7 protein-coding genes are annotated in these 6,319 nt (G+C 33.9%); 2 read left to right on the top strand and 5 right to left on the bottom strand.

What is annotated here, in order from left to right; translation table 11 throughout:
• Both MKL32_RS16250 and MKL32_RS13860 read right to left on the bottom strand, forming a co-directional pair.
• The coding region (locus MKL32_RS16250) for a transposase (RefSeq protein ID WP_442866712.1) at nt 1-148 on the bottom strand (148 nt) is incomplete at its 3' end.
• Entirely contained in the window at nt 108-515 is a 408-nt protein-coding gene (locus MKL32_RS13860; RefSeq protein WP_019509710.1) for an IS5/IS1182 family transposase, read from the bottom strand. The genes MKL32_RS16250 and MKL32_RS13860, both read right to left, overlap by 41 nt.
• Before the next feature lie 168 nt (nt 516-683).
• Here MKL32_RS13860 and MKL32_RS13855 point away from each other — a divergent pair, with 168 nt between their 5' ends.
• Both MKL32_RS13855 and MKL32_RS13850 read left to right on the top strand, forming a co-directional pair.
• The gene (locus MKL32_RS13855; RefSeq protein WP_004964087.1) at nt 684-1,589 is read left to right on the top strand and encodes a hypothetical protein; all 906 of its coding nucleotides are present in this window, start codon (nt 684-686) and stop codon (nt 1,587-1,589) included.
• Between the two features lie 38 nt (nt 1,590-1,627).
• Nucleotides 1,628-3,556 carry an acyltransferase family protein gene (locus tag MKL32_RS13850; protein WP_004964089.1) on the top strand — a complete coding sequence of 643 codons (1,929 nt, stop codon included), beginning with the start codon at nt 1,628-1,630 and terminating at the stop codon, nt 3,554-3,556.
• Nucleotides 3,557-3,559: 3 nt separating this feature from the next.
• Here MKL32_RS13850 and MKL32_RS13845 read toward each other — a convergent pair whose 3' ends face one another.
• Genes MKL32_RS13845 through MKL32_RS13835 form a run of 3 tightly spaced genes read right to left on the bottom strand, consistent with a single transcriptional unit; the run spans nt 3,560 to nt 6,294 of the window.
• Nucleotides 3,560-4,471, bottom strand: a complete 912-nt coding sequence (locus MKL32_RS13845) for a glycosyltransferase family 32 protein (RefSeq protein WP_004908936.1) — start codon at nt 4,469-4,471, stop codon at nt 3,560-3,562.
• Nucleotides 4,472-4,525: 54 nt separating this feature from the next.
• Entirely contained in the window at nt 4,526-5,284 is a 759-nt protein-coding gene (locus MKL32_RS13840; RefSeq protein WP_126132320.1) for a glycosyltransferase family 25 protein, read from the bottom strand.
• Between the two features lie 14 nt (nt 5,285-5,298).
• Nucleotides 5,299-6,294, bottom strand: a complete 996-nt coding sequence (locus MKL32_RS13835; protein ID WP_126132319.1) for a Stealth CR1 domain-containing protein — start codon at nt 6,292-6,294, stop codon at nt 5,299-5,301.
• Between the last annotated feature and the right edge of the window lie 25 nt (nt 6,295-6,319).

Raw genomic sequence — 6,319 nt, 5'->3', positions numbered from 1 at the left:
TAAACAACTGGAAATCATGTGTACTCCCATGTGTAAGACCTAATGAAATAATCTGCATCGTTTCATAATGAATGATGAGTTGAGCTTTGATCGTATGTCGTTTTTTCTTACCGCTGTAGAATCTTTTCTGTTTTTTTGGGACGCTCAATTGTCATTTCAGTTGCATCGACAATAACAACATTCCAATCTATCCCTGCACCATGCGGTAGTTTCTTAGGTAAATGAAATTTATCAGATTTTATTAAAATATTTTCTATTTTATGAATAATTCTGGACGCAGTTGATTCGTGGATTCCATAACTCATAGCAACATGAAAGAGCGTGCGATATTCACGCCAATAACTTAGCGTCATTAACAGTTGGTCTTCAAGTGAAAGACTCGAAGGTCTACCTCGTTGAGTATTGACTTGGCTTGACTCTAATACTTCAAGCATTTCTAAAAAGGTTGAGGGTTGTATTCCAATCAGTCGTTTAAACTGACTATTTGATAGCATCTTTACTTTTTCATATTTCATGTACTGATGATAGTAGAACATGACTTTTTAATCTGGATAAAAAACAAACAAAACGTTGATCGTTTTTTGATTTTTGCAAGAAGTCTACTGTTTTAAAGAAATTGACATATAATTGGCACGCTAAATAATATAGTCATCTTTTAAAAGTAATCTGCCAAGAGCCAAGCAATGCAACCTTTTCTTTTTCATCATATTTTCAGAAATATCACTAAGTTTATTTATAAAATGTGTTTGCCTAAAGAATATAAGCATAATCGTCGCTATTGGCCATACTTTTCTGTGCAGCGTAATGCTCAGGGTGACTTAGAAAAAGTCTTTTTCCGTAAAAAATTAATCGCAGATAATACGAATCAAGTCACAACTAGCAAAAGGAAATGTGTCCTCGTTGCAACAGGACCATCAGTAAAGAACATTGACCATAACATTTTCAATAATCCAGAATATGATTTCATCGGAGTAAATGGTGCAATTTCATTAGATTATATTCATTTCAAATATTATGTAATTATCGATCACAACTTTACGGGTAATCGTTTTGACCTCGTGATGAAAGTCTTGCAGAGTGATTGTACCCTTTTTACAACACCAAGATGTCTTGACGTAATCTTGAGAAGAATTCATCCTAATACAATTAAATGCTCCATTAGAGTGATCGAAACTATTTCACAAGATAAAACGATTGATTTATTTATGGGTAAACAGACGCCTGTTGATCTATCTCAATCTTATTTTCATTTATATAGTCAGTTCGGTTTCTCTACCAATATCTTTAATGCTGTTTTTGATTATTTTACAGTAGCTTACGTTGCATTACAGGTAGCATATTCTATTGGATTCAAAGAAATCTATATTGCTGGTCTAGATATGAATAATTTTTCACAGCCTAGATTTTATGAAGATAAAGAAAACAAACAACCTACAATGTTAGACCAATATTTAGATTTAACATTACCTGCATTTGATGCAGCTTCTGAATTTTTTAAAGAAAATCATATTGATGTTTATAATCTTTCACCAAATAGTGCGGTTGAATCATTTAAAAAAATTAATACAAACTCGCTCGTCAAACCTTGATTCTGTAAAATATAATTTTTGCTTTTTAGTAATTATTAATGATCGGATCGCAATTTCGAACGGATATCAATGGACTTCGAGCATATGCTGTAGTTTTTGTTGTTCTTTTCCATTTCAATGTATTCGGTTTCTCTGCTGGGTACCTGGGCGTTGATGTTTTCTTCGTGATATCAGGCTATCTGATGACAAAAATCATTGTGGAAAAGCTTGAACACAATAATTTTTCTTTTGTTGATTTTTACTTATCTCGAATTATTCGTATTTATCCCGCACTATTATTCTTAGTCTTAGTTTTAACGGCTTTGGGGCTATTTGTGTTTATCCCAGAAGATCTAAAAAACTTTGCTAAAGATGCGAGATACAGTCTCACTTTCTTATCAAATAATCTCTTCTATGAGCAATCAGGAGACTATTTTGCAACTAGTTCACATGATAAAGCATTACTGCATACCTGGTCTTTAGCTGTTGAATGGCAGTTCTACATCCTTTTTCCCATCATTTTGTACACATTTAAAAAGCTTACAAAACAAACTAAATATATAGGCATATTACTTCTAATATTATTTTCTTGCTCATTTTTGTTGTCTGTAAAACTTACACCAGAAAATCCGATATATGCTTTCTTTAAACTCTCAACACGTGCATGGGAGTTAATTGCAGGTGGACTGGTGTACTTTTATTTTAACCAATATTCTTTATCATCGATTAAGCAAAGAATTATTGAATATACAGGTTTTGGACTTTTAGCGCTAAGCTTGATTTTTTTAACCGAAGATACGCCTTGGCCTGGTTATGCTGCATCCCTTCCTGTTTTGGGTACAGTTTTAATTCTAATCGCCAACCGTCAAAACTCTATACTAACGAAACCCAAGTTTATACAGAGTTTAGGCAGTGCTTCATATTCTATTTATTTGTGGCATTGGCCGATCTCATTTTTATTGAGCTATTTCCTAATTCAAAAAAGTATTATCAATATCAGTTTTGCTCTTTTATTATCTTTTGTTTTAGGATGGTTAAGTTACAAATATATTGAACCTTGTCGTATTCAACTGAATAAAATCAATAAAAAGTATGTTTATCTACTTTTTATCTTAAGCATTGCGATTCTCTATCCATTTTATAAGTTTCTAGGTAAGGATGGGTTAGAAAATCGAGCCAATGCAGAATACCTAAAGCGTATTGAGAAAATACAGATGCCTATGGTCTCGAATGGTTGGTGTTTCTATAACATTAAAGATGATCATAGTCTGACTGTTGGAGAAAATGGATTAAAATGTCATATAGCATCTAACTCAACAAATGCTAAATCAGCTCTTTTGTTTGGAGATTCATTTGCAGGTCACAATATTCCATTTTGGGATCGTCTAGGCAAAAAGCTAAACTTGAACATCCATACGATCAGTACGAATTGGTGCTATCCAAGTCTTGATAAAGAGTTTACAGGTGACAAGTCATCTACAGCTTATCAGCAGTGCTTAATCAACCGAAACTATCTGAAGAATCATATAGCTCAGTATGACGTTCTTATTTTTGCTGGTCGTTGGACTGATATTGTTCGTCAAAATCAGCAGAATTCATTTAGTGAGTTACTCAAAGTTGCACAAATGAATAATAAGAAAGTGATCGTAATGTCTGAACCATATACTTTTGATCAAAACATCAGCTCAATTTTCAAACGTGCAATATGGTTAGAGCGAGACTTTAATCTAAATGAGTATATGAACAATCCACTCGCTACAAAGCAAAAATATGCAACGAGTGTGATTAATAAAATCGTTTCAGAACATCCGAATACATTATTGTTAAGCCAAGCAGATCTATTTAAATCAGATCATATGGCAACCAAAAACACACCGTATTCATTTGATGGACGTCATATCTCAATTGTTGGGTCATTAGCATCTGAACAATACTTTGAAACACGACCAAAATTTAAAGTATTAGAAAACTTTCTTGCTAAAAAGTAGTGATTAGATATCAATAAACGAGTCGTTAAAATACATTTTTTTACTGTAATAACGACTTAATATTCCCCTTTCTTTTCCTGCCAGTTTGATCAGCTTAGGCTTTTCAACTGGCGGATAATTGAGGGCAAGATCAATCAACACTTTTTCTTTCATCCATTTATTTTTTACTTGATAGAAAAAAGCATTCCGATCACAGTTAATCAAGGTCATGCTCGGTAAAGTGGTACGCATAATTTTTTGGCAGGCAACATAAGCAACCAAATATTCTAAACGGCCTATCTCTTGAAAATAGTCCTGATAATTTTCGTTATTTTCTTTAATCTGCTGAATATAAACCTTTGGTGTTAATTCTATAGCTTTAAATAACTCCTCAAACCAAGACTTAAAAAACATATTTTTGGCAGAACTTGCCAATAACCAATTCTCTAAAACAGGAAAGTCTGGGCAAGTAGTATTTTTCTTTCGATAGTAGGCAAAACTGTTCGTTTGATGTTGAGCAACTAACTTTTCAATCCAATCTAGATTTTCATAAACAATTGTACTGGCATCTAACCATATCCCACCGTGTTGATAAATTAATTCAAATCGAATGAGATCAGCTTTCTGTTGTGGTGTCGCATGCTTTAAACGACCATAATCAATATCACAAAACTCTTTGACATTATTAGGTGTTAAAAAGTTTACAACATAGTTTGGATTGTTCTTTTTTATATTATCAACGCACTTCTGCACAAACTCAGGGAGTGAGCCTTCCCAATACATCCAGATAATTTTGGGAATAACCGCATTTTGCTGACCAGGATTGAGAACGATCAGGTCCGCGTAGTTATCTATTGACTCATTGATTTCTCTTTTTTGGTTTGAATACATTGTATAAAATTTCAAAAGATAGAAGAGCTTCTTAAAAAACTTCATAAAATGTACTCAACAAAATAGAGAAAATTATTTATTACAGTCCATAACTAGGACTCAAGACATTAAATGTTTAATTGCATAAAAGCGATCACGCCACATACGCTTCTGCTTCTTAAATCCATGAGAAGCACTTCGATTCTCAAGTTGCTTCCGTTTGATACCTTGAGCAGCAACAGTACCTAAAATATCACTATCCAGACCTGCTGGCTGCACAAATGGCTGCCAAACGCCAAGCCCTTTTCCTGTTTTACTTAACCAACTTTGGAAGAAAATATCGATTGGAACGGTCATGATTTTACCCAGTTGTACAAACTGTTCAGCTCCTTTTCGAGACCAAACCAAGCCTACACCACGTATTGGGAAATAATATGCATGCCACAAGGTATAATGATCAAACTCAACAATGTCTTTTGCTAATTTTTTCTTTTTAGCAGCAATATTAACGGTATACCAATTCAACTCTTTATGTTGATCTAAATAACTTAATAAAGATTCAAGATTCTGTTTAAAGTTAGGCAACACTTCAATGTCATCTTCTAAGACAACTAAATAATCAGCATCCGTTTCTAGAAATTTTTCAGCACAACCGTAGTGACTTAGATAACAACCCAACTCAGAATTGATTAAACTACGCCCTAATATTTTCTGAGCAGCAAGATCATCATAGTTTTCAAATTCAGATAAGGCTTTACCTCGCCCATCATAAGCAGAGAATCGGCTAAAATCCCATCCCGCTTGATTGAGCTGAGCCGTCGCGCTTGCTAAACGTTGATCACTGCCGTCTAAATTAATAAGATAAGTCACAACTTTCATTTGCTTTCCTTCGTTTAAACCGCAGTAGTCGGTTGAATTTGGCTGGGTAAAAACCCTGTAAATTTTTGAATCAGTGCGGCTCGGATGCGTCCTTCAGCTAATGATTCCAATTGATCTAGACTTTGTATACAGCCAAATTTAATCTCAGAATTAGATAAAGCTAATATAAATTTTTCCAAATCACGACCATCTTTTAAATAAGCAATATCAATATCATCTTTTAAAACGGCTTGATCAGATTGAATTGCTAAATGATTAGACAATCCCACTGGTAACAATTGATCAATGTTCCTAAATTTGAACTGAATTTGCTGGTCTAAAAGCTCTTTATTATTCTTAAAGAAAGTACTGAGCAAATCACGACTGAGAATATGAGGGCGATGATGAATTTCGTAATATCTGGTCATTCCCACGCGATCTGCACTCAACATTTGAGCCGTTGAATATTTCGCTTCAGCTACCTTTCCAAAATTCTGCTGTAAGAATTTTCGGAAAATATATTTCATTTTCTTGATGAGTGTTGCTTGCCAATGTCCATATATCACCATCTGACCATCAATAAGAAAATCACTTAAATCAGACTGTTGATTGAAAAAGAAATCATCATTCAAATAAATAAAATGATTTGAAATCCCTTCAATATTCCACAACATACTTTCAATACTTAATGAATTGAATGTCGGTAAAGCAAACTCATATCCACGAAATAATTCTTGATGATCAACGATTTTTATTTTTTCAGCAGGACATAAACCTTGCTGGGAAAATTGGTCTAACCACAAAGGTGTTTGCTGATCCGTCACGACATAAATCGTGCCTGCATATGGAACATACTTAAGAATTGAGGCGATGCAAAAATAGATTTCATCGTTACTTGCAAAACGAGTGTCATCCAAAGCATTTGATGGTTCGTTTTGATTCATAAATTGACGGCGTTTATTTTTCAGAGAGATATCATTCCCATCAACCCATGCGATGACGATATCAAGCGGATGTAAACCCTGATTCATAAATCAAAACCTTCCATAAATACAG

It is taken from the genome of Acinetobacter sp. AOR34_HL, from assembly GCF_027854795.1.
Taxonomy (GTDB): Bacteria; Pseudomonadota; Gammaproteobacteria; order Pseudomonadales; family Moraxellaceae; genus Acinetobacter; species Acinetobacter junii.
Note: the sequence above shows the minus strand (reverse complement) of the source record. Positions and strands in the feature narration are given on the sequence as shown.